Consider the following 23,281-nt stretch of genomic DNA (forward strand, 5'->3'; position numbering starts at 1 on the left):
CGGAGGGCCAGGACATGACCGAGACCCAGGGCAGCGTGCCGTCCCGGCGGTCGCTGATCGGATGGGGCGGTGCCGGGCTCGCGCTCGGCGCCGCCGCGGCCGGCGGCGCGGTCGCGATGACCCGCACCGGCGACGACGTGGATCCGGCGGCCGCCGAGGCGGGCGCCGCGGTCGGCTTCCACGGCGCGTACCAGGCGGGCATCGCCACGCCCGTGCAGGACCGGCTGCACTTCGCCGCGTTCGACGTGACGACCACGGACCGCGCCGAGTTCGTCCAGCTGCTGAAGGACTGGACGCAGGCGGCCCGCCGGATGACGGCCGGGAAGGCGGTCGGCGAGGGCGCGTTCGGCGGTCTCGCCGAGGCGCCGCCGGACGACACCGGCGAGGCCCTGGGGCTCAAGCCGTCCCGGCTGACCCTGACGGTCGGCTTCGGGCCGTCCCTGTTCAAGAAGCTCGGCCTCGCCGACCGGCGGCCCGACGCCCTGATCGACCTGCCCACGTTCGCCGGGGACGCGCTCGACGCGGCACGCAGCAACGGCGACCTGTGCATCCAGGCCTGCGCGGACGATCCGCAGGTCGCCGTGCACGCGATCCGCAACCTGGCCCGGCTCGGCATGGGCAAGGTCGTCATCCGCTGGTCGCAGCTCGGCTTCGGCAAGACCTCGTCCACGACGCCCGACGCGCAGACCCCGCGCAACCTGATGGGCTTCAAGGACGGCACCCGCAACATCGCGGGCACCGAGACCGACCGGCTGGAGAAGTTCGTCTGGGTCGGCGAGAAGGACGTCAACGAGAACTCGGCCTGGATGGTGGGCGGTTCCTATCTCGTCGCCCGCCGGATCCGGATGCACATCGAGACCTGGGACCGCACCTCGCTCCAGGAGCAGGAGGACATCTTCGGCCGCGACAAGGGCGAGGGCGCTCCGGTCGGCAAGGCCAAGGAGCGCGACGAGCCGTTCCTGAAGGCGATGAAACCCGACGCGCACGTCCGGCTCGCGCACCCGGACTCCAACCACGGCTCGACGCTCCTGCGCCGCGGCTACTCCTTCACCGACGGCACCGACGGCCTCGGCCGGCTGGAGGCCGGTCTGTTCTTCCTCGCCTACCAGCGTGACGTGCGCGAGGGGTTCGTCCGCGTCCAGCGCAACCTCGCGACCGACGCACTCAACGAGTACATCCAGCACGTGGGTTCGGCCGTCTTCGCCGTCCCGCCGGGCGTCCGCGACAAGGACGACTGGTGGGGCCGGACGCTGTTCTCCAAGGAGGCCTGAGCCGTGTTCTCCAACTACCTGATCGGACTGCGCGAGGGCCTGGAGGCCAGCCTCGTCGTCTGCATCCTCATCGCCTACCTGGTGAAGACGGACCGCAGGGACGCCCTCAAGCCGATCTGGATCGGCATCGGCGTCGCGGTCGCGCTCGCGCTCGGCTTCGGCTGCGTCCTCGAATTCGGCTCCCAGGAACTGACGTTCCAGGCGCAGGAGGCGCTCGGCGGCTCCCTGTCGATCCTCGCGGTCGGCCTGGTGACCTGGATGGTGTTCTGGATGCGGCGCACCGCCCGGCATCTGAAGTCGGAGCTGCACGGCAAGCTGGACGCGGCCCTCGCGATGGGCACCGGCGCCCTGGTCGCCACCGCCTTCCTCGCGGTCGGCCGGGAGGGCCTGGAGACCGCCCTGTTCGTGTGGGCGTCGGTGCACGCGGCCGGCGACGGCACCCCGCGCCCGCTGATCGGCGTGGCCCTGGGCCTGGCGACGGCCGTCCTGCTCGGCTGGCTGTTCTACCGCGGGGCGCTGAAGATCAACCTCGCCAAGTTCTTCACCTGGACGGGTGGCATGCTCGTCGTGGTGGCCGCGGGCGTGCTGGCGTACGGCGTCCACGACCTCCAGGAGGCCGACCTGGTCCCGGGCCTGAACAGCCTGGCCTTCGACATCTCCGGCACCATCCCGCCGGACAGCTGGTACGGCACGCTGCTGAAGGGCGTGTTCAACTTCCAGCCCGACCCGACGGTCCTCCAGGTCACGGTGTGGCTGCTGTACCTGGTCCCGACGCTCGCGCTGTTCCTCGCACCGGTAGGGTTCGCCTCCGGGAAGGGGAAGGTGAAGTCGCCTGATGAGCAGGGAACGCAGCCTGACGACCGGGGTTCCGCGCAGTCGAAGGCTCCGCGCACGTGAGCGGTACGCACTCCTAGCGGCGTCGCTCACCGCCGTCTCGCTCACGGCGAGCGGCTGCGTGGTGGTCCACGGGGAGCTCGAACTGCTCCCGGCCGCCACGAAGACCGAGGCCGTGAAGGCGGTCGAGCAGTTCACCTCCGCCTACAACAAGGCCGACGCGGCGTACGACAGTTCCCTGGACGCCGACTACACCACCGGTGCCCTCGGGGTCATCGACGAGGCGCGGCTGAAGGCGGGCCGCGTCAACAATCCGGACGGCAACCCGCAGCACACACCGCTGGTGCTGTCGGACGTGAAGTACACGATCGTCGAGAAGGCGGGCTGGCCGCGCTGGTTCGTCGCCGACGCGAAGGGCAACAAGGGCGGCGACTCACGCTGGCTGATGGTGTTCAGCCGGGGCGAGCGGGCGGAGCCGTGGCAGGCGACCTATCTGACGCTGGTGGCGCCGGGCTCGGTACCGGAGTTCAAGCGGGCGGGCAAGGACGGCCACGCCGAGGCCGTACCCGCCGACTCCGCCGAACTGGCCGTCGCGCCCGAGGACCTGAGCAAGGACTACGCGGCGTACCTGCAGAGCGGCAAGGGCGCCTTCACGAACGGCGCGTACACCGATGTGCTGCGCTCGACCCGGGCGAAGAACGCCACCAGGCCGGGCCTGGCCACGCAGTACATCGACCAGCCGCTGACCGGCGGCGACTACGCGCCGCTGGCGCTGCGCACCGCGGACGGCGGGGCGCTGGTCTTCTTCACCACGCACCACTACATGAAGCAGACGGCAGCGGCGGGCGCCGCGGTGCCCACCCCGAACAAGAACGTGGCCGCGCTGACGACCGGTGAGATCAAGCAGTCCCTGACGATGGAGTTCGTCGCCAACGACGTCGCCCTGGCCCCCACGAAGGGCGCGGGGAACGGCAAGGTGTCGATGCTCAGCCGTCTGGAGGGCCTGACGGCGGCGAAGGGCGCGTAGCGCTCCGCGGGCCGCATGGTGAGCCACCAGCGGGTGCGTCGGCACCTGCGGGTGCGTCGTGGCCGGTCGCGCAGTTCCCCGCGCCCCTTTCGGGGCGCCGTCAGTGGCGGGAGGGCCAGGCCGTGTTCGCGTGGTCGGGCTCCTGGCCGGCGTGGCGGGCGCAGGCGTCCGTGAGGGTCTCGAGGAGGGTCAGCGGGTCGGGCAGCGCGTGCTCGGGTCCGCGCAGCCAGTGCACGCGACGGCCGTCGTCGCCGGGGAGCCGGGCGGGCGGTACCAGGACGTAGGAGCCACGGCAGTGCCAGCGCAGGCCGGGGTGCTCGTCCATGGTCTCGGGGTGGCAGTCCAGGGCGCACGGCCACCACTCGTCCTCGTCCTCGGGGGTGCCGCGGGTGAGGGTGAAGAACAGCATGCGGCCGTCGTCGCTCTCGGCGACCGGGCCGACCTCGACGCCGGTGTCGAGCAGCCGCTCCAGGGCCTGCCGGCCCGCCTCCAGCGGCACGTCGAGGACGTCGTGCGTCATGCCGGTGGCGGTGATGAAGTTGGCCTGCGGCTGGTGGCGGGCCCAGCGCTCGATCTGCGCGCGGTCGGTCGTGGACTGCGTCTGCCAGGCGAAGGACACCGGGTGCCGGGCGGGGGTCGGACAGCCGACCCGGTCGCAGGAGCAGCCGTAGCCGGGGGCCGGGTGGGCGGCGGGCGCGAGCGGGAGGCCCGCTCCGGCGGCCGCCAGCAGCAGGGCCTCACGGTCGCCGTCGTCGGCGGCCTCCGCCGGGCCGCTCGTACGCAGCCACTCCGAGATCTTGCCCCACAGGCCGGTCCGGCCGCCGAACTCCGCGCTCATCTGTCCCCTCGCCTCGCTGTGGTGCGGACAGCATGCCTCATGGTCCCACCATCCTGCGCATCGGGGGGCCGTAGCCGTGAATCGGGGCAGTTGGGACGGGTGGGGTCAGAGTGACCCATGTGCGGCATGCTCACCGGGGCGCGAGACCGTGGAGCGCGTAGTCGACGAGGGCGTCCGTGTACTCGTAGGAGATCGGGCCCGTGTACTGGAGCCAGCGCTGGGCGAGCGGGGAGATGAAGAACTCCAGGGCGATGCGCGGGTCGAGGTCGGCGCGGACCTGGCCGGCCTCCTGCGCGGCGCGCAGCCGGTCGACGTACAGCCGGATGGACGGTTCCATCAGCTTGGCCGTGAACTCGCGGCCGACCTGTTCGTTGACCACGCCCTCGGCGGCCAGGGCCCGGGAGGGCGCCTCGAACCTGGGGTCCGTGAGCTGGTCGACGGTCGCCCGCAGGACGGCCTTGATGTCGGCGGCCAGGTCGCCGGTGTCGGGGATGACGTACGGCTCCTGCGCCGAGGCCCCCGCGTCCCGCGCCGCCTGTTCGCTGAGGTCGAGGAAGGCCTCCAGCAGGACGTCGGCCTTCGACCCCCACCAGCGGTAGATGGTCTGCTTGCCGACGCCCGCGCGGGCGGCGATGCCCTCGATCGTGGTCCTGGCGTAGCCGGTCTCCGCGACGAGGGCGAGCGCCGCGTCGTAGATGGCGCGCCGGGACCGCTCGCTGCGGCGGGTGGTGTCGGGGGCCGGCTTACCGGACTGGGTGACCATGGGTCGACGGTACCAAGCGGGTGAGACGGGACGTCTCGCGAACGGTCACGCGTCCTCGCCGGGGTACCGCACGCCGATCCGCTCGCGGACCGTGTCGAGGGTCCGCATGACGGCGAGGCTGCCGTCGAGCGGGACCAGCGGGGACTCGGTCTCGCCGGCCCGCAGCGCACGCATGACCTCGCGGGCCTCGTGCCGGAACGTCGTGCGGGGTCCGTCGGCCGGGTCGGCTGCGAACTCCTCGGGGTCACGCCCGTCGCGGTGCAGCACGAGGCGGTCGGGGTGGAAGAAGCCGGACGGGATGTCGATCCGGCCGCGTGAGCCGGTGACGGAGGCGGTGGTGCCCGTACCGCCGGCCAAGGAGCAGTGCAGGGCGGCGAGCGCGCCGGAGTCCCAGGACAGGGCCAGCGCCGTCTGCAGGTCGACGCCCTCGGCGGACAGGACGGCCTGGGCGGCGATGCCCGAGGGCGCGCCGAGCAGGAGGTGGGCGAAGGAGACCGGATAGACGCCGAGGTCGAGGAGGGCGCCGCCGCCCTGGGCGGGGTCACGCAGCCGGTGCGAGGGCGGGAAGGGGCCTTCGAGGCCGAAGTCGGCCTGGACGGTGCGGACCTCGCCGATCGCGCCGTCGTCGACGAGGGCCTTGAGGCGGCGGATCACCGGGTTGCAGTACATCCACATGGCTTCCATGAGGAAGCGGTCGTGCTCCCTGGCCAGCGCGACCAGTTCCTCGGCCTCGCGCAGGTTCAGCGTGAACGCCTTCTCGCACAGCACGTTCCGCCCGGCCGCCAGGCAGAGTCCGGCGGCGGTGCGGTGGGCGGCGTGCGGGGTGGCGACGTAGACGACATCGATGTCCTCGTCGGCGGCCAGCGCGGCCCAGTCGCCGTAGGCCCGGGGTATGCCGAACCGGTCGGCGAACGCCTTCGCGGAGACCTCGGAGCGCGAGGCGACCGCGACGACCTCGGCGTCGGGCAGGTCGATCAGATCCGCCGTGAACGCGGCGGCGATCCCGCCGGTCGCCAGGATGCCCCACCGCACCGTGTCCGTCGTCATACCCTGCCCCGTCCTCGTGCCGTCCCAGCAGTGTGTTCGAGCTGAGAGCATAGGTCGCACAGACGTCGGAGAGGGAGGGGCGGCCGGATGCCGGAGGGTGGGGCCACGCCTGGCGCGGCACCGGAGGCCGGGACGGACCGGGGCACGAGCACGAGCACGGACCGGGGCACGAGCACGAGCAAGGGCCGTGGAGCGGGGCCGGCGCGCCCCGCCCGGCGCCGGACGGGGCTGCTCGTCACCCTCGTGCTGGGCGGGCTGACCGCCACTCCCCCGCTCTCGATGGACATGTACCTCCCGGCGCTGCCGGAGGTGACCCGCTCCCTGCACGCGCCCGCCGCGACCGTGCAGCTCACGCTGACCGCGTGCCTGGCCGGCATGGCGCTGGGGCAGCTGGTGGTCGGCCCGATGAGCGACCGGTGGGGGCGCAGGCGCCCGCTGCTGGCCGGACTCGTCGTCTACGTCGTGGCGACCGCCCTGTGCGCCCTGGCGCCCACCGTCGAACTGCTGGTCGCCTGCCGGCTGCTGCAGGGGCTCGCGGGCGCGGCCGGGATCGTGATCGCGCGGGCCGTCGTACGCGATCTGTACGACGGCATGGCGATGGCCCGGTTCTTCTCCACCCTGATGCTGATCTCCGGGGTCGCCCCGGTCGTGGCGCCGCTGATCGGCGCGCAGATCCTGCGGGGCACGGACTGGCGTGGCGTGTTCGCGCTCCTCACGGTGGTGGGGCTGCTGCTGGCCGTGCCGGTGTGGACCCGGCTGCCGGAGACGCTGCCCGCCGCCGAGCGCCACGCGGGCGGCGTCGGCGAGGCCCTGCGCTCGATGCGCCGGCTCCTCGGCGACCTGCCCTTCACCGGGTACATGCTCACGGGCGGTTTCACCTTCGCCGCCCTGTTCGCCTACATCAGCGCCTCACCGTTCGTGGTCCAGGAGATCTACGGCGCCTCCCCGCAGACGTTCGGCCTGCTGTTCGGCGTGAACTCGGTCGGACTGGTGCTGATCGGCCAGGTCAACGGCAGGGTGCTGGTGGGCCGGGTCCGGCTGGACCGGGTCCTGGCCGTCGGTCTCGGGGTGATCGTGCTGGCCGCGACCGCCCTGCTGCTGATGACGACGGGTGTGTTCGGCGAGGTCGGGCTGGCTCCGGTGGCCGCCGCGCTGTTCGTCCTGATGTCCGCGATGGGCGTCACGCTGCCCAACGCGCAGACCCTCGCACTGCTGCGGGTCCGGCACTCCGCCGGTTCCGCCTCCGCGCTCCTCGGTACGTCCTCCTTCCTCATCGGCGCGATCGCCTCGCCGCTCGTCGGGATCGCCGGGGAGCACACGGCCGTCCCGATGGCCGTAGTCCAGTTGGCTGCCGCACTGGTGGCGGTGGCCTGCTTCGTGGGAATGTGCCGTCCCTGGACGAAGACGGGCGCGGAAGGAGCAGTGAGCTGAGCGCACCGAGACTGCGCGTCGACACACCGGAACGGGCCGGGCTCGACCCGGCGGAGACGCGGCTCCTCGTCCGCGACGTCGTGGACCTCACCACCGGCGACCGGCCCTGGGCGGCGGGCGCCGTCGTGGTCGCCGGGCGCGGCCCGGTGATCGCCGTGCGGGAGGCGGTGGGCTGGGCGGTGCGGTACTCGGCGTACGACCCGGCGGCCGACGCGGGGGTGGAGCTCCCGGCCGGGGCGCGGATCCCGACGACCGTCGACACCCCTTTCGACCTGGCGTCCCTCACCAAGCTGTTCACCTCGGTCGCGGCGGTGCAGCAGATCGAGCGCGGCACCCTCGGCATCGACGCCCGGGTGGGCGCCTATCTGCCCGACTTCCACGCGGCCGCCGCCCACGGCATCACCGTCCGCCAGCTCCTCACCCACACGTCCGGGCTGCGCCCCGAGCTGCCCCTGTACGAGTGCGCGGACGACACCCGGCGGTGGGCGCTGCTACGCGCGGAGACGCCGGTCGGCGCACCGGGCACGTACCTGTACTCGGACCTGAACATGCTGCTGCTCCAGCAGCTCCTGGAGCGCCTGACCGGCCGCACCCTCGACGTCCTCGTGCGGGAGGGGATCACCCGCCCGCTGGGCATGACCTCGACCGACTTCGGTCCGTGCCCCGGCGCGGCGGCGACCGAGGACCAGCGGCGGCCGTGGGCGAAGGCGGACCGGGGGATGCTGCGGGGCTTGGTGCACGACGAGAACGCCTGGGCGCTGGGCGGGGTGGCCGGTCACGCGGGGCTGTTCTCCACGGGCCACGACCTCGCGGTGTTCTGCCGCACCCTGCTGTCGGGCGGTTCGTACGGTCCCGCCCGGATCCTGGGCCCCGACTTCGTGGAACTCCTGCTGACCCCGCCGGGGCTGGGCTTCGCGGTGGACCAGTCGTGGTTCATGGGCGAGCTGGCGGGCGAGGGCGCGGCGGGGCACACGGGGTTCACCGGGACCTCGCTGGTGCTGGATCCGGCGACGGACACGTTCGTGGTGCTGCTGGCGAACACGGTGCATCCGAGGCGACGGGCGCCGGACAGCGGGCCGCGGGCTCTGGTGGGGACGCGGTTGGCGATGGCGGTGCGGTGAGGGCAGTGGCCCGGACCTGAGAAAATCCGGGGGTGAACGTCTCCGTATCCGTTTCCGAGACCCTCCGCGGCGCCCTGACGGACCTGCTCGACGGGCTGCCGCCCAAGCAGGCCGGACAGGCCGTCGAGCGGCTCATCGCCAACTACCGGGGCGCGACCCCCACCGACGCCCCCATCCTGCGCGACCGGGCGGACGTGGTCGCGTACGCCGCGTACCGGATGCCGGCGACCTTCGAGGCGGTGCGGTCGGCGCTGGAGGCGTTCGCGGACGCCGTGCCGCGGTGGTCGCCGGCCGGTCATGTGGACATCGGCGGCGGCACGGGCGCGGCGACCTGGGCGGTGAGTTCCACCTGGGACGGCACGCGCCCGGTGACCGTGCTCGACTGGGCGGAGCCCGCCCTGGCCCTCGGCCGCGAGGTCGCCGCGGCGAACCCGGCGCTGCGCGACGCCCGCTGGCAGCGCGCCCGCATCGGCACGGCCCTCGCCCTGGACCCCACGGACCTGGTCACCGTCTCCTACGTCCTCAACGAGCTGGCCGCCCCCGACCGGGCCGTGCTGGTGGACGCCGCCGCGTCGGCCGCGCAGGCCGTGGTGATCGTCGAGCCGGGCACCCCGGACGGTTACGCCCGGGTGATCGAGGCCCGCGACCGGCTGATCGCCGCCGGGTTCCGGGTCGCCGCGCCCTGCCCGCACAGCGCGGCCTGTCCGATCGTGCCCGGCACGGACTGGTGCCACTTCTCGGCGCGGGTCAGCCGCTCCTCCCTGCACCGGCAGGTCAAGGGCGGTTCGCTGCCCTACGAGGACGAGAAGTTCAGCTATGTCGCGGCCGCCCGTTTCCCCGTCTCCCCCGTCTCCTCCCGGGTGGTCCGGCGGCCGCAGATCCGCAAGGGCCAGGTGCTCCTGGACCTGTGCGAGGCCGAGGAGCGGCTGAGCCGTACGACGGTGACGAAGAAGCACGGCGACCTGTACCGGGCGGCCCGGGACGCCGACTGGGGCGACGCCTGGCCGCCGGCCCCGTGAGCGTGGTGGCGCAGGCGGCTCAGTCGGCTCTGGCGGGCTTGAGCCCCTGGCCGGCGAGGTCCTTCTCGATGCCGAAGCCGTAGTGCACGTGGACGTCGCCGAGAGGACCATCAGGTTCTCGACGCCGGCGGCCTGCGCGCCGGCCAGGATCCGCTCGCGGGAGGCGGGCAGCCGTCGCAGGAGTCCATGGAGGCCTGCGAGGGCACGGTGGTGGAGCTGTACCGCCGGGCCCGTACGCTGCGGGGCCATGAACCCCGAGAACCCTCAGAACCCCGAGACCGCCGAGAACACCCAGGCCACCGGGGCCGCCGGACGGTCCGCCGGACGGACGAAGATCGCGATCGTCACCGGCGCCGGTTCCGGGATCGGACGGGCGGTGTCCGTGGAACTGCTGCGCGCGGGCTGGTCGGTGGCGCTGGCCGGGCGGCGCGCGGAGACCCTGGAGGCGACGGCCGCGCTGGTGCCCGAGGGCGCGCATCTCGCCGTACGGACGGACGTCTCACGCCCGGAGGAGGTGGCGGCCCTCTTCGACGCCGTGCGGGACCGCTTCGGACGGCTGGACCTGCTGTTCAACAACGCCGGCACCTTCGGGCCCGGCGGCGTGCCGTTCGAGGAACTCCCCTACGACGCCTGGCGGCACGTGGTGGACACCAACCTCAACGGGGCGTTCCTGTGCGCGCAGGGGGCGTACCGGCAGATGAAGGAGCAGGATCCGCGGGGCGGCCGGATCATCAACAACGGGTCCGTCTCGGCGCACACACCCCGCCCGCTGTCGGCGCCCTACACGGCGACCAAGCACGCCCTCACCGGCCTGACGAAGTCCCTTTCGCTGGACGGCCGGGCGTACGGCATCGCGGTCGGCCAGATCGACATCGGCAACGCGGCCACCGACATGACGGCGCGGATGCGGACGGGCGCGTTGCAGGCGAGCGGCGAGACCGCGCCGGAACCGGTGATGGACGTCGCCGACGTGGCGCGCACGGTGCGGCACATGGCGGAACTGCCGCTGGAGGCGAACGTGCAGTTCGCGACGGTGCTGGCGACGGCGATGCCGTACGTGGGACGGGGCTGAGGACGCCCGCCGGGGACGGGCCGCGGTCGGCGCGCCGGCCGACCACAGGTCGTCAACTCCTCAACCTGCACAAGCGGAGTTTCTCCGTCCGTACCATTGCGGCCGGTGGCGGCCCTATGCTCAACTCTTCTACACGAGAACTTCACACTTGATGTACGACAGTTCCGCCCCGCACCACCACAGGCCACACCGAGGGGGAGGGGCAGCCGTCCCAGGGCACCGGGTGGGGGTGGACCTCGCCGGGACCGCGAGGTACGCACCGGCGCCGTGGGACGGCTGCCGCACCATCAACTCGGCGGCGCCGCCTCGGCGGAACCGCGGGACCGGCGCCGGCGCAGCGCGTACGCCCCGCCCGCCAGCAGCGCCACCGCCCCCGCGGCCCCGCCGAGCGCGCCCCAGCCTTCCGGGCCCGCGCCGTCCGCCGCCGAGGCCTCCGACCCGGCATGCGGCGCCTTCCCCGCGGACGACCCGCTCGCCCTGGTGCCGCCCTCGCTCAGCGCCTCGACCAGCGTCCCCACCGCCCGCGCCGAACTCCCTTGCGCGAAGCCCCAGTCGAGCAGCGCCGCCGCCTCCTCGTAGACCGCGTTGTGGCCGCTCTTCGGATGCAGCACGGTGACGACGAGCGTGCGCCCCGCGCGGGTCGCGGCGCCGGTGAAGGTGTTGCCGGCGTTGCTGGTGAAGCCGTTCTTCACGCCGATCATGCCCGGGTACGGCGTCACCCCGTAGGTGCCCGACAGCAACCGGTCGGTGTTCTCGATCCGGAAGGTCTTCCCGCCGCCGCCCGGGAACTCGGCGGCCCTGGTGCCGCAGTAGGCGCGGAAGTCGGCGTCGCGCAGCCCGTGCCGGGCGAAGAGGGCGAGGTCGTAGGCGGAGGACAGCTGACCGTCGTGGTCGTAGCCGTCGGGGCTGACGACACGGGTGTCGAGCGCCTGCAGGTCGACCGCCCTCGCCTGCATCTCGGCGACCGTCTTCGCGACCCCGCCGTTCATCCGGGCGAGCACCTGCACGGCGTCGTTGCCCGAGCGCAGGAACACGCCCTGCCACAACTGCTCGACGGTGTAGGTGATCCCGGCCTTGACGCCGACGAGGCTGGAGCCCGACGGAATGCCGGCCAGGTCCGCGTCGGTCACCCGGTAGCGCTCGGTGCGCTCGAACCGGTCCAGCAGGGTGTCCGCGAACAGCATCTTCAGCGTGGAGGCGGGCGCGACCCGCAGATGCGCGCGGTAGGAGGCGAGCACCTCGCCGCTGTCCTGGTCTGCGAGCAGCCAGGCCCGGGCGGTGAGCTTCCCCGGCAGGGCGCCGCCCCCGTTCACCTGAACGCCGTCGGCGACGAGCCGCGCGCCGCCGACCACCACGTCGGAGGCGGCCGTGGCCGGTGTCGCCGTGAGCGGTGCGGCGGTCAGCGGCGCGGTGGCCGCGAGGGCCAGCAGGGAACGCCGGGACAGGCGCGGAGAGGGGCGCGAGAATGCGTGCACTGCGGGACCGTACAAGGGGATTCGAGGAAAAAGGAAATCCCCAGCCAACCGCTGCCACCTGGGAAAAGCCCCTCCACAGCCTAGGAATCAGCTGTCTCAAGGAATTCTGATCCGACGCCCCGCATTCTCAGTCCTTACACATCCTTTACTCAGGATGACTCAAAGGTTTCTCCCTAGGTTGTGGCCGCGCCCACAGAGGGCGCCAAGAACCTTAGGGAACGGGATGTTTGGCATCTATCTCAAGCGTGAACTGGGCCGGCGCAAGAAGGCCGCCCTGGTCATCGCACTGGGTCTGGCGCTCGGAATCGCGCTGGTCATCACCGTCAACTCGGTGTCGGCCGGCATGACACAGGCTCAGGACAAGGTCCTCCAGTCGCTGTACGGTCTCGGCACCGACATGACCGTCACCAAGGCGCGAACGGCGCCCACGGCCAACAGTTCCGGCGGCCCCAGATTCGAGTTCGACGCCAAGGGCGAGGACGACGACGACACGGAGCAGAGCTCGGACCGGGTCTCGACGCAGGGCGGTCAGGTCCTGAAGGCCGCGCTCGTCACGCAGGTCGCCGACCAGAAGGGCGTGGCGGCCGCGGTCGGCGCCCTCACCCTGAACGTCACCAAGGTCGACGGCTCCTTCACCCAGGGCAAGGCACAGAGCTCCAGCGGAACCAGCGGCAACGGCGGCCAGGGCGGCCCCGGCGGCGGCAGCGGCGGCGGGTCCACCGCGGCCCCCCAGGTCCAGGGCGGCGGCGCCTCCTTCGACGTCAACTCGTACTCCGTGGCCGGTGTCGACGTCACCAACCAGGACCTCGGCCCGCTGGCGAGCTCGAAGATCTCCTCGGGCGTGACGTTCACCACGGCGCAGGCGAACGCCAAGGTCGCCGTCGTCAGCAAGTCGTACGCCAAGGAGAACTCGTACAAGGTCGGTTCGACGCTGACGATCTCCAGCACCAAGTACAAGATCATCGGTATCGCCACCCCCGACAGCAGTGACTCCACCACGGACGTGTACCTGCCGCTGAAGCAGGCGCAGACCCTCGCCGACGCGGCGGACCAGGTCACCACGATCTACGTCAAGGCGACCGACTCCAAGCAGATCGACACCGTCAAGGCGACGATCACGAAGAACATCTCCGGTACGACGGTCACCACCTCCGCCGACCTGGCCGAGACGGTCTCCGGCTCCCTGTCCACCGCCTCCAACCTGGCGACCAGCGTCGGCAAGTGGCTCTCGATCGCCGTCCTCGTCGCCGCGTTCCTGGTGGCCGCGCTGCTCACCTCCTCCGCCGTGTCCCGCCGGGTGCGCGAGTTCGGCACCCTGAAGGCGCTCGGCTGGCCGAGCCGCCGGGTGACCCGGCAGGTCGTCGGCGAGTCCATGGTCAACGGTCTCCTCGGCGGCGCCCTCGGCATCGGTCTGGGCCTGGCGGCCGCGTACACGGTGACGGCGATCAGCCCGAAGCTGACCGCCGAGCTCGGCAACACCGGCGGTGGCGGCATGGGCGGCGGCCCCGGCGGCGGCGGTCCCGGTCAGCAGTCCGCGTCCAACACGATGGAGATCGCCCTCTCGGCCCCCGTCTCCGTCACCACGATCGCGCTCGCGGTGGGCCTGGCGGTCGCCGGCGGTCTGATCGCCGGCGCGATGGGCGGCTGGCGCGCCTCCCGGATGCGCCCGGCGGACGCGCTGCGCAGCGTCTCCTGACCCGCGCCCGACCAGTCGTCACGGATTCCGTCGTCTCCCCCACGGAGCAGACGGAGAACACGGAGAACCCGGAGATCCCATGTACAACCTCACCGGCGTCACCAAGCGCTACACGCGCGGCAAGGAGACGGTCGAGGCGCTGCGCGGCATCGACCTCACGATCGCGCAGGGCGACCAGCTCGTCATCCAGGGCCCCACGGGCGGCGGCAAGTCGACGCTGCTCCAGATGATCGGCGGCCTCGACCGCCCGACCGAGGGCAGCGTCGAGCTGGACGGCGTCGACCTGGCGCGGATCAGCGAGGCGAAGCTGACCCGGCTGCGTGCCGAGAAGATCGGCATCATCTTCCAGTCGTTCAACCTCATCCCGACACTGACCGCGCAGGAGAACGTCGAGACGGCGCTCGTCCCGCTCGGGGTGAAGCCCGCGGAGCGGCGCGAGCGCGCGGCGGAGGCCCTGCGCTCGGTCGGCCTGGGCGAGCGCCTCACGCACGCCCCGGCGGAACTCTCCGGCGGCCAGCAGCAGCGCGTGGCGATCGCCCGCGCGCTGGTCAAGAAGCCGAAGGTGCTGCTCGCCGACGAGCCCACCGGCAACCTCGACGAGGGCATGCGCGACGAGATCATGGAGGTCCTCGAAGGGCTGTGGCACGAGTACGGGCTGACGTTCATCATGGTCACCCACGACTCGTCGATCGCCCGCCGGGCCCCGCGCCTGGCCACCATCAAGGCCGGCCAACTCACCCTGACGGAGCAGGCGGCCGCCCGCGCCTGGTGAACTGCCGCAGTCCGAGGGGCCGTTGACCGCCTGCCCGGCGGTGAACGGCCCCTCGGCCGTGGTCTCCCGCGTTACGCCTGACCGGTCTCGAAACGGGAGATCCGGCCGTCGTCCTCGACGACGAAGCTCCACCTGGTGCGCATCTCGCCCCAGGTGTCGTTGCGGTAGTCGGCGATGAGGGCGCGCCCGCCGGCCGACTCCTTGGTGACGTCCATGTGGCCGTGGGAGGAGAAGATCTCCCGGTCGGCCCACTGGGCGAGGTCATGGTCGGAGCCGTCGTCCGCCATGGTCGCGTCGGGGGTGAACAGGCTGCGGAACGCCGCCTCGTCATGGGCGTTGACGGCGGCGACGAAGGCCCGCACGGCCGGGTCGCTGAGTCTGTCGATCTGGATCGCCATACGGGCCACCCTCACACCGTGGTCCGGGCCCCGCCACCCGAACGGCGCCCAGGACGGGCCGGACGGGTGTGAGGGGTGCGACGGTGGAAACGCGGAGGGGGCTGTTTCTGTTCTGTTCCTTGGTTCTGTTCCTTGGTTCTGTTCCTTGGTTCTGTTCCTTGGTTCTGCTCCTCGTGCTGTTCCTTCTCCTACGTCCACGTCCGCCGTTCTCTGCTCAGGGAGTCACCGTGACCTGTTACGACCGTCGTGATCTGGGACTGCTGCTGCTCCGGCTCGGCACCGGCGGAGTGCTGGCGGCCCACGGCGCGCAGAAGCTGTTCGGCTGGTTCGGCGGGCACGGCCTGGAAGGGACCGGCCAGTTCATGGAGTCCGTCGGCTACGCCCCGGGCAAGGCCAGCGCGACGGCGGCGGGCCTGGCGGAGGCCGGCGGCGGCACGCTGCTGGCGCTGGGCCTGGCCACCCCGGCCGCGGGTGCGGCGGCGGCCGGCGCGATGGCGGGCGCGTCCGCGGTGCACGTCCCCAACGGCTTCTTCGCGCAGAGCGGCGGCTACGAGCACGCGGCCTCCCTGGGCCTGGCCGCCGCGGGCCTCGCCATCACCGGCCCGGGCCGTCTCTCCCTCGACCACGCCCTCGGCCACACGGTCGACCGCAGCTGGATGGTTCCGGCGGCGCTCGGCGCGACGGCGGCGGTGACGGCGGTGGTCGTCGGCATGCGGAACAAGCGGCTGCGCAGGCAGGAGGAGGGCGAGCAGGAGGCGCTGTTCGAGGAGTGAGGCCCCGGGGACGGCCGGGAAGCCCTCCGAGGGGGGCGGCCGAAGGGCTGCCGGGGGCCGGTCCCGGCCTGGCACCCTTCCTCCATGAGCACCCAGCCCCGGCCCCCCAGGCCCGCACCCCCCGTACCCGAGGCCTCCGGCGACACCGAGCCCGAGGCCGCCGGCCCCATCGATCTGTGGGCCACCGTCGACGCCCTGTGGACCTGGCTGGAGGCCGACGCGGCACACGGCGGCCGCGAGGGCCTGCTGCTGCGCGTGCTGAAGCTGTCGGAGGAGGTCGGCGAGGTCGCGCAGGCGGTCATCGGCGCGACCGGCCAGAACCCCCGCAAGGGCGTCACCCATACGTGGGAGGACGTGCAGGGCGAACTGTGCGACGTGGCCATCACGGCGCTGGTGGCGCTGCGGACGCTCACCCCGGAGGCGGAGGGGGTGTTCGCGGGGCAGCTAGCGCGGGTGGCGGAGCGGTCGGTGGGGCGCGCGGGCGCCGGGACCGGAGTTCGCTGATTCCGGCAGCTCACCTGTTCTTCGAACCGCCCGCCCGCTCCCGGCGTCCCTCTGTACGATCACCGCACGCGAGGCGGGGGCCGTAGGCGGAGGGGGCGTGGATGGACGACAACGCTGGCAGGGACAGGGCGGCTTGGCCGTGGCGGGCCGTCGCTTCGGCGGCCGCGGCGGCCGTGGTGCTCGGCGGCTGCGGTTCCGGGGACGACGACAAGAGCGCCGAGCCGAGCCCTTCGGCATCCTCCCGGTCCTCGGCTCCGGCCGCGTCCGGCTCGTCCTCGTCCCCCTCCTCGACGGGTGGTGACGCGAAGACGCTGACCCCGTTCCGGGCGGACCCCGCCCAGGTGCCCAGAACGAAGGCGCAGGCCGAGGCGCTGGCGGCGGCGGTCGCGCTCGGGCCGGAGGCGTGGGGCGCGGACTTCCGGGCCCAGCGGCCGGCCGCGAGCACGGCGCGCACCGTCGCCGTGCTCGACGAACAGTGCCGGTGGGAGCGCCGGCCTCTCCCCAAGGGTGTCCTGGCCTCCCTGTCCCGCTACAGCGAGCTTCCCGGCGCCGGGGGCAAGGGCGAGATCAAGGTGACCGCGGCGGTCACCGTGCACACCACGGTGCTCGACGCCGACGACCAGCTGTCCACCACGCTGGAGGAGCCGTTGCGCTGCCGGGAGCAGCAGGTCCGCACCGACGAGCGGATATCCGAGCTCATGTCGACCGGCAATGTCTACGGCCAGGGCAACAACACCTACTCCGACGACCAGGTCGTGGAAATAGGCTCCTACCTCACCGGGACGGCCAAGCAGAAGTACTTCTGGTTCGTCACCCGGCTCGGCACGGTGACCCTGGCGGTGTCGGTGAAGGGCGCCGAGGGCTACACCGAGAGCGAGTTGAACACGTACGCGTCGCAGGCCACCAGCACGATGCTCGGCCGCGTGGAGTTCGAGCTCGGAGGGAAGAACTGATGGAGGCGCTGCGTTCGTCGGATCCCGCGCTCATCGCGGGACATCGTCTGCTCGGGCGGCTCGGCGCCGGCGGCATGGGCGTGGTGTACCTGGCCCGCACGCCGGGCGGAGCGCTGGTGGCGCTGAAGGTGCTGCTCGCCGAGTACGCCGAGGAGCCGGACTTCAGGGAGCGGTTCCGCCGGGAGGTCGAGGTCGCCCGGCGGGTCGAAAGTCCCTGGGCGGTACCGCTGGTGGACGCCGACCCGGACGCCGAGGCGCCCTGGCTGACGACGGCGTTCGTCCCGGCACCGTCGCTGGGCGAGGCGGTGGCCGCGTACGGGCCCCTGGCCGAGCACGGGGTGCGGCTGCTCGGCGCCCGCCTGGCCGAGGCGCTGGGCGCGGTGCACCGGGTCGGTCTGGTGCACCGGGACCTCAAGCCGGGCAACGTGCTGATCGCCCACGACGGTCCCCGGCTCATCGACTTCGGCATAGCCCGGGCGCCGCAGGACACGGCGCTCACGGCGACCGGTCTGGTGGTCGGCACTCCCGGCTATCTGTCGCCCGAGCAGGCCCAGGACGGCGGCGACGGCATCGGCCCGGCGAGCGACGTGTTCTCCCTCGGGTGTGTCCTGGCGTTCGCGGCGACCGGCCGGGCACCGTTCGGCAGCGGACCGGTGGACGCCCTGCTGTACCGGGCCGTGCACGATCCGGCGGACCTCGACGGGGTGCCCTCGGAGCTGCTGGCGGTGCTGGAGCGCTGCCTTGAGAAGGACCCGGCCCGGCGGCCCGACGCCGGGGAACTGGCGCGGGAACTGGTGCGGGATCCGGCGGCCGACGGCGCTCCGCGGGACGCGGAGACGGCCGAGTGGCTGCCCGAGCCGGTGACCCGGCTGATCGCCGAGCGATCGGCCGCCGCGCTCGCGCTGCCGGACATCGAGCACACGCAGGTGCCGTCGGCCGCGTCGGCCACCTCGGCGCCGGCGGATTCCGGGCCCGCCGGGTCCGGGCCCGCGGACTCCGGGCCGGCCGGCCCGGACCCGGCTGACGCCGACCCGGCGGGCTCCGGCACGCACGGGGCGTCCGCGTCGCCGGAGCCGCAGGACGCCCGGCCGGCCGGCCGGCGCCGCTTCCTCCTGCTCGCCGGTGGGGCCGTGGCGCTGGCGGCGGGCGCGGGCGGGACCTGGTGGGCGGTCGCCCGGGACGGCGACTCGGGAGACGACGGTCCTGCCGCCGCCGCGTCCTCGGGGCGCCCGGTGCACACCGTCGCGCTGCACGGTGACCTCAGCGGCCCGCGGCGGGAGACGGGCCGGGCCCAGGAGCGCGGACTGCGGCTGGCCGTCGCGGAGTTCAACGCGCGCGGCGACGCCCCGTTCACCGTGAAGGTCAGGGCCGTGGACGACGGAGGCGACCCGACGGTCTCGGCCCGGATCGCCGCGGAACTCGCGGACGATCCGGCGGTCCTGGCCGTGGTCGGCCCGACCACGGACGCCGCGGCGCAGACGGCGCTCGCCAAGTACGACGCGGGACTGCTGCCGGTCGTCGGCGTGTCCCCCGGCGCGACCAACCTCACCTACCTGGGGTTCCGCTCGTTCCTCCACGCCCGGCTGCCCGACGCCGTGCTGCCTGTCTTCGCCGGCAACTACCTGCGGGGCACGGCGCGTTCGCGCAAGGTCGGCATCGTCCTCGACCGCCCGGCCGGCAACTACGGCACAGAGCTCGGCAGTACCCTGAGCCGGTCCCTCGTCGACGCAGGGCAGCCGTCGGTGCCGGAGGTGGTCAGCGCGCTGCGGCGCGACTTCGGGAACACGGTGGACGCGCTGCTCGCCGCCGACGCCGACTCCGTCTTCTTCGCCGGCCTGGCCGACCGGGGGGCGTCGATCGCCGTCACGTTGCGGGAACGCTCCTTCCAGGGTGCCCGCGTGTCCGGCCCCGCGCTGCTCGACGGGCAGTTCCTGACGGCTGCTCAGGAGGCCGCCGAGGGCTGGGTGATGGTGGCTCCGGTCATCGACGCGACCCGCAAGCCCGAGGCGGAGGAGTTCGCCGCCGCCTACCGCGAACGCTTCGAGGAAGCGCCGCCACGGTACGCGGCTGAGGCGTACGACGTGACGGCGATGCTGCTGAAGGCCCTGTCCGGGCTGCCCGCGAAGAGCCGCACCCGGGCGAACCTGCTCGCGGCCGTGCGGGCGGTCAAGTACCAGGGCATCACGAAGACGTTCGCCTTCCAGAAGACCGGTCAGCTCGTCATCGACGGCACCGGTGGCTTTCTCTGGCGGGTCGAGCAGGGCGACTTCGTGTACGGCGGCCCCGCGCCGATCACCGCCTGATGGAGCCGCTGCGCACCGGCGACCCGTCCCGGATCGGCCGCTACCGTCTGCTGCGGCGGCTGGGCGCCGGCGGCATGGGCGTGGTCTTCCTGGCCCGTGCGCCGGGCGGAGCGATCGCCGCGGTGAAGACGGTCCGGTCCTCGTACGCCGACGAGACGGGCTTCCGGACCCGTTTCCGCCGCGAGGTCGAGGCAGCCCGGCAGGTGCGCAGCCCGTGGGTGGTCCCGTTGCTGGACGCGGACGCCGACGCGGAGACGCCGTGGCTGGCGACCTCGTACGTACCGGGACCCTCGCTCTCCGAGACGGTGGAGGCCTTCGGGCCGCTGTCGCTCGCCTCCGTGCGGGTGCTGGGCCTGCGGCTCGCCGAGGCGCTCGACGCGGTGCACGTGGCCGGTCTCGTGCACCGCGACGTGAAGCCGGGCAACGTCCTGCTGGCCCCGGACGGGCCGCGGCTCATCGACTTCGGCATCGCCCGCGCGCCGGAGGCCACGGCGCTCACCTCCAGCGGCGTGATCGTCGGCTCGCCCGGCTTCCTGTCGCCCGAGCAGGCGCGGGCGCGGGGCGGGGAGATCGGCCCGCCGAGCGACGTGTTCTCGCTGGGGTGCGTGCTCGCGTTCGCCGCGACCGGCGTCCGGCCGTTCGGCGGCGGCGGGGCGGCCGGCATGCTGCTGCGCACGGTCTACGAGGAACCGGATCCGGCGGCGGTCCCGGACGGCCTGGCGCCCCTCCTGCGAGCCTGTCTGGCCAAGGATCCGGCCGCCCGTCCCACCGTCGCCCACCTGCGCCGGACACTCGACGAGGAGGTGCCGGAGACCGACTCCGCCGAGCGCTCTGAGTGGCTCTCCGCTCCGGTCACCCGGCTGATCAACGACCGGGCCGCCGCCGTGCTGACCCTCGGCACGATCGAGCCGACCCAGGTGTCCGCGCCGGCGAGCACCGTGCCGACGGTGTCGCCGGAGGCCGCGACCATGACGGCCGTCACGGCTGCGCCGCCCCCCGCCCGCGCCGTCGGCCGCCGCGGCTTCCTGCGCCTCGGTTCGACGGCGGGAGTCCTGGCGGCGGGGGGTGGCGGGGCCTGGTGGTGGAGCACCCGGCCGAAGACGGGAGCGGCCTCGCCGTCCGGGACCGGCCGTCCGCGCCCCGAACTGGTCGTGGCCTTCCACGGAGATCTGACCGGCGCCCGGAAGGAGGACGGGAACGCCCAGCTGAGCGGCGCCCGACTGGCCGTCGAACAGCTCGACGCCGAGAACGCGCGCCCCTTCCGGCTGAAGCTGCGGACGTACGACGACGGCGGCGACCCGGAACGGGCCGACGAACTGGCCGCCCGGCTGGCGAAGGACGCCGACGTGCTCGCCGTGCTGGGACCCACCACCGACGCCTGCTTCCTCTCGACCGAGGTCACCTACACCAAGGCGGCGATGCCCGTCGTGTCCGTGTCGGTGGGCGCCGACACCCGGAGCAGGACGATCGCGGAGAGCGAGTTCCACCACTCCCATGCGGCGCTGCGCGTCGCGGACCCGCTCCTCGCCGCCCCCTGCAGCCGCTACCTCGGCAACCACGTCGACGCCCGCAAGGCGTTCCTCATGGACGACCGGGCGCAGGGCGACTTCGCCTGGTCCCTGTGCGACCAGACCCAGCGCGCGCTGCGGCAGTCCGGCCGGGACGCCACGGTGACCCGGGTCCCCGCCGGGAAGATCGACTACGCCTCGCTCGCCGCCGCGGTGATGTCCGCCCGGGCGGACGCGGTCCTCTTCTCCGGCGACGCGGCCCGGGGCGCCGGACTCGCGTCGGCGCTGAGCACCGCCGGGTTCACCGGCACCCGGATGGCGACGGAACGCGCCTTCGCTCCGCGGTTCCTCACCTCGGCCGGCCCGGCCGCGACCGGCTGGGTCTTCGCCACCTCCTTCACCGACCCGACGGTCCGCCCCTCGGCCCGCGCCTTCACCAAGGCCTACCGCGCCCGGTACGGCACCGGCCCCGGCTGGTACGCGGCGGAGGCCTACGACGCCGTGATGTTCCTGGCCGAGGCCTGCGCCAAGGACGGCTCGGCGGTGACGGAACGGGGCGCGATCGCCCGCCGGATGCCCGAGATCACGTACTCAGGCATCAGCAGGACCGTCAAGTACGAGCAGGGGTACGGCTACAACCACGACGCGATGTTCGTGTTCCGGGCGACCGGGGGCGCGTTCCGGTACCTGGGGCAGTACCAGGAGGCGGCGGTTTCCTGAAGTCCCGGGCGGGCAGCGGCAGGTGGGTGCGGGCCGCTGCCGTCCGGCCGTGTGCGGAGCCTTCGTCCGACGTTAGGGTGGTCGGCGGTACAGGGGAGGGGGAGCGAATGGCGCGTCCCGCAGTCGTCAGGCTCGGTGTCACCGGCCACCGTTCGATCCCGGCCCGGCTCCTGCCGTCGGTCCGTCGCGGCATCCTCCGGTAGCTCGCCGCCGGGGACGAGCTGGAAATCCTCAGCAGCCTCGCGGCCGGCGCCGACCAGTTGTTCGCGGACCTCGCCCTGGACCACGGTCTGCCGGTGACAGCCGTCATTCCGGGGCTGGACCACGAGGCCCATCTGGACGACGACGAGGCGAGGACCGCGTACCGCCGACTGCTCGGGTCGTGCGCGGCCCGCGTCGACCTGCCGCCCGAGGCGACGCACGAGGAGGCGTACTGCGCGGCGGGGCGCTGGATCGTCGACCACGCGGACCGTCTGATCGCGGTGTGGGACGGGTGCCCGGCCCGCGGTCCGGGCGGCACGGGCGACGTCGTGGCGTACGCCCGGAGCCGGGGCGTTCCGGTGACGGTGCTGTGGCAGTCGGGCGTCCGCAGGGACTGACCCCGGCCCAGGTGCGACCGGGAACGGATGTCCGTTGCCGGTCAGCCCCCGAAGCGCACCAGCCACTCCGTGTGCGACGGCGACACGAGCCGCTCCGCCTCGGCCACCGCCTCGGCCCAGCCGTCCTCCGTGACGGTGGTGGACATCGCGATCCTCGACGTCTCCAGGTCCTGTTCGATGAGCGAGTGCGCGTACGTCAACGGCCCGTGCCGACGCACCTGCTGCCAGGCGACGCCGGCCGCGGCGGCCGCGCTCAGCAGGCCCGCCAGGTCCCAGCCGCCGATGACTCCCGCGGCCCGTAGCACGGCGGCCGTCAGGGCGAGCAGGGTCAGCACGGCGGTGAGCGCGGACCAGCGCACGGAGGCCCGATGGGCGCGCACAGCCCGGTTCCGGTACCAGCTCGACTGCTCCATGACCGCGCACATTCGGGTGCCGGTGCTGCTCTGCCACGGCGCGAAGGACGTGTTCTCGCCCGCCTCCCACTTCGCCTGGCTGGCCGAGCGCATTCCCCGGGCCACGGCCGTCCTCGACCCGCAGGCGGCGCATTTCGCGGCGCTGCGTCGGTGAGCACCGGGCTGAGCTCCTCCAGCAACCGGGCCGGGTTGTCGCGGATGGCGGCCGAACGGGGGAAGAGCCCCGCCGCGTACCCCTCGGGATCGGTATGGGCCGTTCGGAACTCCCGCACGTTGGACGGAGCCATCCCCGCGAACCAGTCGAGCCCCTGCGCGTCCCGTGGCGCGAGCCCCACCAGCGCTGCCGCCCGGGTCACCCGACGGGGCAGGAGCGCGGCGCAGGCGAGAGCGTGCGGGGCTCCGCCGGAGCGGCCCGCCACCGCGAACCGGTCCAGGTCGAGCGCGTCCGCCACGGCGGCCACGTCCTCCACGGCGTCCACGACCCGGCGACCGGGGCTGCGGTCCGAACCTCCGTAGCCGGGACGGTCGAAGCTGATGAGCCGGGTGCCGCGCTGGTGGAGGAACATCGGGCGGGGGCGCGGCCCGACGCGGCTGCCGGGCATGCCGTGCAGCAGGAACACCGGGTGGCCTTCGGGGTCCCCCGAGGTCTCCACGCTCAACCGGCGACCGCTCGTCGTCCGTACCTGATCAGGCACCGCCGCGTTCCCCTCCCGTGTCCAAGACCGGGACCACGTGCCCAAAATC

The 23,281-nt window shown here is 73.3% G+C and carries 20 protein-coding genes and 3 pseudogenes; 16 read left to right on the forward strand and 7 right to left on the reverse strand.

The genetic code is table 11. From position 1 onward, the window contains the following. Window positions 1-14 precede the first annotated feature (14 nt). The 3 genes from efeB to QQM72_RS30615 are packed head-to-tail and all read left to right on the forward strand — an operon-like array spanning window position 15 to window position 3,132. A complete protein-coding gene (efeB, locus tag QQM72_RS30605) occupies window positions 15-1,271 on the forward strand; it encodes an iron uptake transporter deferrochelatase/peroxidase subunit (RefSeq protein ID WP_314224077.1) in 1,257 nt (418 codons plus the stop codon). 3 nt (window positions 1,272-1,274) lie between these two features. Next, window positions 1,275-2,168 carry an iron uptake transporter permease EfeU gene (gene efeU / locus QQM72_RS30610; protein WP_314224078.1) on the forward strand — a complete coding sequence of 298 codons (894 nt, stop codon included), beginning with the start codon at window positions 1,275-1,277 and terminating at the stop codon, window positions 2,166-2,168. Then, window positions 2,107-3,132 (forward strand): hypothetical protein, encoded by a 1,026-nt coding sequence (locus QQM72_RS30615; RefSeq protein ID WP_314224079.1) that lies wholly within the window; start codon window positions 2,107-2,109, stop codon window positions 3,130-3,132. The genes efeU and QQM72_RS30615 overlap by 62 nt, the downstream gene beginning before the upstream one ends. Before the next feature lie 100 nt (window positions 3,133-3,232). Here QQM72_RS30615 and QQM72_RS30620 read toward each other — a convergent pair whose 3' ends face one another. The 3 genes from QQM72_RS30620 to QQM72_RS30630 all read right to left on the reverse strand — a co-directional run bounded on the left by QQM72_RS30620 (window position 3,233) and on the right by QQM72_RS30630 (window position 5,780). Next, window positions 3,233-3,970: a bifunctional DNA primase/polymerase gene (locus tag QQM72_RS30620; RefSeq protein ID WP_314224080.1), complete on the reverse strand. Its 738-nt coding sequence runs from the start codon at window positions 3,968-3,970 to the stop codon at window positions 3,233-3,235. Between the two features lie 130 nt (window positions 3,971-4,100). After that, a complete protein-coding gene (locus QQM72_RS30625) occupies window positions 4,101-4,733 on the reverse strand; it encodes a TetR/AcrR family transcriptional regulator (protein ID WP_314224081.1) in 633 nt (210 codons plus the stop codon). 45 nt (window positions 4,734-4,778) lie between these two features. Then, window positions 4,779-5,780 (reverse strand): Gfo/Idh/MocA family protein, encoded by a 1,002-nt coding sequence (locus QQM72_RS30630; RefSeq protein WP_314224082.1) that lies wholly within the window; start codon window positions 5,778-5,780, stop codon window positions 4,779-4,781. Window positions 5,781-5,867: 87 nt separating this feature from the next. Here QQM72_RS30630 and QQM72_RS30635 point away from each other — a divergent pair, with 87 nt between their 5' ends. From QQM72_RS30635 to QQM72_RS30650, 4 genes are all read left to right on the forward strand, one after another. Continuing rightward, window positions 5,868-7,211, forward strand: a complete 1,344-nt coding sequence (locus QQM72_RS30635; RefSeq protein WP_314224083.1) for a multidrug effflux MFS transporter — start codon at window positions 5,868-5,870, stop codon at window positions 7,209-7,211. Further along, a complete protein-coding gene (locus QQM72_RS30640; RefSeq protein WP_314224084.1) occupies window positions 7,166-8,332 on the forward strand; it encodes a serine hydrolase domain-containing protein in 1,167 nt (388 codons plus the stop codon). The genes QQM72_RS30635 and QQM72_RS30640 overlap by 46 nt, the downstream gene beginning before the upstream one ends. 32 nt (window positions 8,333-8,364) lie before the next feature. Further along, on the forward strand, window positions 8,365-9,351 hold the full coding sequence (locus QQM72_RS30645; protein WP_314224085.1) for a small ribosomal subunit Rsm22 family protein: 987 nt from the start codon (window positions 8,365-8,367) through the stop codon (window positions 9,349-9,351). Window positions 9,352-9,598: 247 nt separating this feature from the next. Continuing rightward, window positions 9,599-10,423, forward strand: coding sequence for an SDR family oxidoreductase (locus tag QQM72_RS30650; RefSeq protein WP_314224086.1), 825 nt, complete (start codon window positions 9,599-9,601; stop codon window positions 10,421-10,423). Window positions 10,424-10,710: 287 nt separating this feature from the next. Here QQM72_RS30650 and QQM72_RS30655 read toward each other — a convergent pair whose 3' ends face one another. Beyond that, a complete protein-coding gene (locus QQM72_RS30655; protein WP_314224087.1) occupies window positions 10,711-11,898 on the reverse strand; it encodes a D-alanyl-D-alanine carboxypeptidase family protein in 1,188 nt (395 codons plus the stop codon). A gap of 223 nt (window positions 11,899-12,121) precedes the next feature. Between QQM72_RS30655 and QQM72_RS30660 the strand changes: the two genes are divergently transcribed. Both QQM72_RS30660 and QQM72_RS30665 read left to right on the forward strand, forming a co-directional pair. Further along, window positions 12,122-13,594: an ABC transporter permease gene (locus tag QQM72_RS30660; protein WP_314224088.1), complete on the forward strand. Its 1,473-nt coding sequence runs from the start codon at window positions 12,122-12,124 to the stop codon at window positions 13,592-13,594. 79 nt (window positions 13,595-13,673) lie between these two features. Continuing rightward, window positions 13,674-14,366 carry an ABC transporter ATP-binding protein gene (locus tag QQM72_RS30665; protein WP_314224089.1) on the forward strand — a complete coding sequence of 231 codons (693 nt, stop codon included), beginning with the start codon at window positions 13,674-13,676 and terminating at the stop codon, window positions 14,364-14,366. A 71-nt stretch (window positions 14,367-14,437) separates the two neighbouring features. On the opposite strand, the gene QQM72_RS30670 is transcribed toward QQM72_RS30665, so the two are convergent. Continuing rightward, complete coding sequence (locus QQM72_RS30670) at window positions 14,438-14,764, reverse strand: nuclear transport factor 2 family protein (RefSeq protein WP_314224090.1); 327 nt, start codon at window positions 14,762-14,764, stop codon at window positions 14,438-14,440. A gap of 227 nt (window positions 14,765-14,991) precedes the next feature. On the opposite strand from QQM72_RS30670, the gene QQM72_RS30675 reads away from it, so the two are divergent. From QQM72_RS30675 to QQM72_RS30700, 6 genes and pseudogenes are all read left to right on the forward strand, one after another. After that, the gene (locus tag QQM72_RS30675) at window positions 14,992-15,537 is read left to right on the forward strand and encodes a DoxX family membrane protein (RefSeq protein ID WP_314224091.1); all 546 of its coding nucleotides are present in this window, start codon (window positions 14,992-14,994) and stop codon (window positions 15,535-15,537) included. 84 nt (window positions 15,538-15,621) lie between these two features. Next, window positions 15,622-16,041, forward strand: coding sequence for a MazG-like family protein (locus tag QQM72_RS30680; RefSeq protein WP_314224092.1), 420 nt, complete (start codon window positions 15,622-15,624; stop codon window positions 16,039-16,041). Window positions 16,042-16,142: 101 nt separating this feature from the next. Then, complete coding sequence (locus QQM72_RS30685) at window positions 16,143-16,994, forward strand: hypothetical protein (protein ID WP_314224093.1); 852 nt, start codon at window positions 16,143-16,145, stop codon at window positions 16,992-16,994. After that, window positions 16,994-19,297, forward strand: coding sequence for a bifunctional serine/threonine-protein kinase/ABC transporter substrate-binding protein (locus QQM72_RS30690; protein WP_314224094.1), 2,304 nt, complete (start codon window positions 16,994-16,996; stop codon window positions 19,295-19,297). The genes QQM72_RS30685 and QQM72_RS30690 overlap by 1 nt, the downstream gene beginning before the upstream one ends. Further along, the gene (locus QQM72_RS30695; RefSeq protein ID WP_314224095.1) at window positions 19,297-21,525 is read left to right on the forward strand and encodes a bifunctional serine/threonine-protein kinase/ABC transporter substrate-binding protein; all 2,229 of its coding nucleotides are present in this window, start codon (window positions 19,297-19,299) and stop codon (window positions 21,523-21,525) included. Before QQM72_RS30690 ends, QQM72_RS30695 begins: the two co-directional genes overlap by 1 nt. Window positions 21,526-21,632: 107 nt before the next feature. Further along, window positions 21,633-22,124: pseudogene (locus QQM72_RS30700) on the forward strand (hypothetical protein). 41 nt (window positions 22,125-22,165) lie between these two features. On the opposite strand, the pseudogene QQM72_RS30705 reads toward QQM72_RS30700, so the two are convergent. Then, a pseudogene (locus QQM72_RS30705) lies at window positions 22,166-22,540 on the reverse strand (SLATT domain-containing protein); the annotation flags it as partial. On the opposite strand from QQM72_RS30705, the gene QQM72_RS30710 reads away from it, so the two are divergent. Beyond that, window positions 22,536-22,691: an alpha/beta fold hydrolase gene (locus tag QQM72_RS30710; protein WP_399079283.1), complete on the forward strand. Its 156-nt coding sequence runs from the start codon at window positions 22,536-22,538 to the stop codon at window positions 22,689-22,691. The pseudogene QQM72_RS30705 and the gene QQM72_RS30710 sit on opposite strands and share 5 nt — an antisense overlap. On the opposite strand, the pseudogene QQM72_RS30715 reads toward QQM72_RS30710, so the two are convergent. Further along, window positions 22,684-23,232, reverse strand: a pseudogene (locus QQM72_RS30715) (alpha/beta fold hydrolase); the annotation flags it as partial. The gene QQM72_RS30710 and the pseudogene QQM72_RS30715 overlap by 8 nt on opposite strands. Window positions 23,233-23,281 lie beyond the last annotated feature (49 nt).

It is taken from the genome of Streptomyces zaehneri (assembly GCF_032248645.1).
Lineage (GTDB): Bacteria > Actinomycetota > Actinomycetes > Streptomycetales > Streptomycetaceae > Streptomyces > Streptomyces coriariae.